This window comes from Alphaproteobacteria bacterium, from assembly GCA_035625915.1.
Lineage (GTDB): Bacteria > Pseudomonadota > Alphaproteobacteria > JACZXZ01 > JACZXZ01 > DATDHA01.
Genome location: DASPOR010000159.1, coordinates 1 through 3,586 on the forward strand (window position 1 = coordinate 1; position 3,586 = coordinate 3,586).

General features: G+C 61.1%; 3 protein-coding genes and 1 pseudogene. 2 read left to right on the forward strand and 2 right to left on the reverse strand.

Going from position 1 to position 3,586, the window contains the following annotated elements; genetic code table 11:
• Positions 1 to 315 (reverse strand): aldehyde dehydrogenase family protein (locus tag VEJ16_12310; GenBank protein ID HYB10447.1); only part of this gene is annotated, 315 nt, incomplete at its 3' end.
• Positions 316 to 596: 281 nt separating this feature from the next.
• On the opposite strand from VEJ16_12310, the pseudogene VEJ16_12315 reads away from it, so the two are divergent.
• Positions 597 to 731: pseudogene (locus VEJ16_12315) on the forward strand (ABC transporter ATP-binding protein).
• A gap of 5 nt (positions 732 to 736) precedes the next feature.
• Positions 737 to 1,942 (forward strand): ABC transporter substrate-binding protein, encoded by a 1,206-nt coding sequence (locus VEJ16_12320; protein ID HYB10448.1) that lies wholly within the window; start codon positions 737 to 739, stop codon positions 1,940 to 1,942.
• Positions 1,943 to 2,128: 186 nt separating this feature from the next.
• On the opposite strand, the gene VEJ16_12325 is transcribed toward VEJ16_12320, so the two are convergent.
• Positions 2,129 to 3,586 (reverse strand): molybdopterin-dependent oxidoreductase (locus VEJ16_12325; protein HYB10449.1); only part of this gene is annotated, 1,458 nt, incomplete at its 5' end.

Here is a 3,586-nt window from a genome sequence, read left to right on the forward strand (position 1 = left end):
GCGCGTGACTTCACCCGTTGCATCGCCGAGCACCTTGCCATGCTCCGATCCAATGAGGCGTCCAAGCCGATCACGATTCCTCTCCAATATCTCCTTATAGCGAAACATCGCCCGTGCACGCATGAGCGGCGGCGTAGCGGCCCATTTCGGGAATGCAGCCTTGGCGCTGGCGACCGCGGCATCGACCTCGGCGGCGTCGGCAAGCGGCAGGCGCGCCGAGATTTCTCCCGTCGCCGGGTTATAGACGTCGGAAAAACGGCCGCTTCGTCCGGCCACAGGCTTGCCGCCGATGAAATGGGTAAGCTCTTTGGGCATTCGATTTTCCTCCCGGGCACGCGATCTGTCGTTGCCCACACTTTAGGCGCGAACGTGCCGCGGGCCAACTGCCGTTATCGCACTCGGGGCCGATGCGCGCACTGTTTCAGGATGCGTACGCAATCCCCAGGGCATCCGCAAGGGCATGATCGCGTCGTTTTGCTTAGAAGATCGAGGAGGGGTTGTGTTACGGTTCGAGTAACACGGTGCTCGGCTTCAACACGGGTGCCGGTACAAAAACAATGGCGCCGCGCTTCGGCGCGTCAGCGAGCGAAACCGCGATGGCCGGGGATTTCATCCTCGAAACCGATGGCTTGACGAAAGAGTTCCGAGGCTTTGTTACCGTCAATGGGGTGCGCTTGCGCGTTTGGCGGGGAACTATCCACGCTCTCATCGGGCCGAGCGAGCCCGGGAGGCGATTATGAAAAAGACGCTGTTCGCTACCGCCGCCGTCATGGCGCTGGCCACCGGTGCGGCACGGGCCGAACTCGCGGTCAAACTCGGCGTGATGAGCGATATGTCGAGCCTTTATGCCGAGATCGGCGGTCCGGGGTCGGTCGAAGCGGCCAAGATGGCCGTCGAGGATTTCGATCCCGCCAAGAACGGCATGAAAGTAGACGTCATCTCGGCGGACCACCTCAACGACCCCGATGTCGGCTCAAGCATCGCGCGGCAGTGGTACGACGTCGACAAGGTGGACGCGATCGTCGACGTGCCGACCTCGAGCGTCGCACTCGCAGTCAGTGAGATCACAAAGAAAAAGAACAAGGCCTTCTTGGCTTCGGGCCCGGCAAGCTCCGAGCTCACGGGTTCCAGGTGCTCGCCAAACACGGTGCACTGGACATATGACACTTGGGCGCTTGCGCACGGCACGGGCGGCGCCATCGTGAGGCAAGGAGGCGATACCTGGTTCTTCATCACGGCGGATTATGCATTCGGGCGCACGCTCGAGCGCGACACATCCGACGTCGTGAGAGCAGCGGGCGGCAAGGTTATCGGCTCGGTGTACGTGCCACTCAACAGCCCCGATTTCTCGTGGTTCCTGCAGCAAGCTCAATTGTCCAATGCCGAGATCATCGGGCTAGCGAATGCGGGCGGCGATACCATCAATTCGATCAAGCAGGCCGCCGAATTCGGTATAGTGCAGGGCGGTCAGAAGCTGGTCGGTCTCCTCGTCTTCATCTCAGATGTCCATTCGCTTGGCCTTCAATTGGCGCAGGGGCTGACGGTCACGACTGCCTTCTATTGGGACCTCAACGACAAGACGCGAGCCTGGTCGCAACGTTTCGCAAAGCGGAACAACGGGAGATATCCGACGATGGTGCAGGCGGGAGTCTACTCGGAGACGCTTCATTATCTCGAGGCGGTAAAGCAGGTGGGTTCGGCCGAAGACGGCTTGAAAGTGATAGACAAGATGAAGGCGACAAAGTGGGACGATCCTCTATTCGGGTCGACGGAACTTCGCGTCGACGGACGCGCGGTGCATGCAATGTATCTCATGGAAGTCAAAAAGCCCAATAAGTCGAAAGGGCCTTACGACTATTACAAAGTGCTTGCCACAATCAAACCGGAGGATGCGTTCCGACCCCTTGCGCAAGAGAAGGGAGTATGCCCGCTCGTCAACTGATCGAGGGAGTGGAGCGTCGCGGCATCGTCGGCACGCTCGCCCGGGCGATCAAGAAGCCGATTTAGAGCATGACGCGATTGGATTGAATGGGTCGCGCTCTAGAATATTCTGTTTTGTCGCATTTTCTGCGGCAAACCGGCATCCACTTTGCCGAAAAAATGCTCCACGCTTGAGCCGCCCGACCTCTTATTCAGCCGCCTTCGTCGCGGGGACTTTTTCGACGCGCGCGGCGCAATACTTGAACCCCGGAATCTTGCCGAAGGGGTCGAGCTGCGGGTTGGTCAGGATATTGGCCGCCGCCTCGGCGTAGCAGAATGGAATGAACACCATGCCGTCGGGAAGCGCTCCGTCCGCTCGCGCTGCAAGCTCGATGGCGCCGCGCCGGGTCACGACGCGGACCTTCTCACCCGGCTTGATGCCTTGCTTCATCAGGAATGCCGGTGAAAATTCGGCGATTGCGCCGGGCTCGATCGCGTCGAGAACCGACGCACGTCGAGTCATCGCCCCCGTATGCCAGTGCTCGAGTTGGCGGCCGGTCGTGAGCACAAGCGGGTAGTCCGCGTCGGGTGTTTCGCTCGGCGGAACGATCGCCGCCGGAACGAGCTTCGCGCGCCCGCTCGAGGTCGGATAGCCGTCGCCGAACACCACGCTGTGTCCGGGATGGTCGGGGCCGTCCGAAGGATAGGTGACCACGTCCTGTCGCAAGAGGCGGTCCCAGGTGATATTTGCAAGTGACGGCATCATCTTCGCCATCTCGCCAAAGACGTCGCGCGGGTGCCCGTAGGTCCACTTGAGCCCCATGCGGCGCGCAATCTCTTGGATGATCCACCAATCTTGGCGCGCATCGCCTGGTGGCTTGAGGGCCACACGGCCCATCTGGACCTGCCTGTTTGTATTCGTGACCGTGCCATCCTTTTCCGGCCATGCGGAGGCGGGCAGGATCACGTCGGCATGATATGCGGTCTCGGTGAGAAAGATGTCCTGAACGACGAGATGCTCGAGCTTGGCGAAGGCTTCGCGCGCATGCTGGGCGTCGGGGTCCGACATGGCCGGATTCTCACCCATTATGTACATGCCGCGAATCTCGCCCGCGAGTGCCGCGTGGACGATCTCGACCACGGTGAGACCGCGCTTGGGATCGAGGGTGGTGCCCCAGAATTTCTCATATTCCTTGCGCACGCTTTCGTCTTCGACCGAGCGGTAGTCTGGATAAACCATGGGGATCAGGCCCGCGTCGGAGGCGCCCTGCACGTTGTTCTGACCGCGCAGCGGATGGAGGCCCGAGCCGGGCCGGCCGACCTGTCCAGAGATCATCGCGAGCGCGATCAGGCAGCGCGCATTGTCGGTCCCGTGGATGTGCTGGGATATACCCATTCCCCAGAAGATGATGCCAGCCTCTGCACGGGCGAAGGTGCGCGCCACGGTGCGCAGGGTGGTGGGATCGATACCGCAGATGTCTGCCATCTTCTCGGGTGAGTAATCCGCGAGATGCTGCTTGAGCTGCGCGAAATTCTCGGTGTGCGCCTCGACATACTGCCGATCGTGGAGCCCCTCATCGATGATCGTGTGGAGGATCGCGTTCAACATTGCCACGTCGGAGCCCGGCTTGAACTGCAGCATGTGGGTGGCATGGCGCTTGAGCGC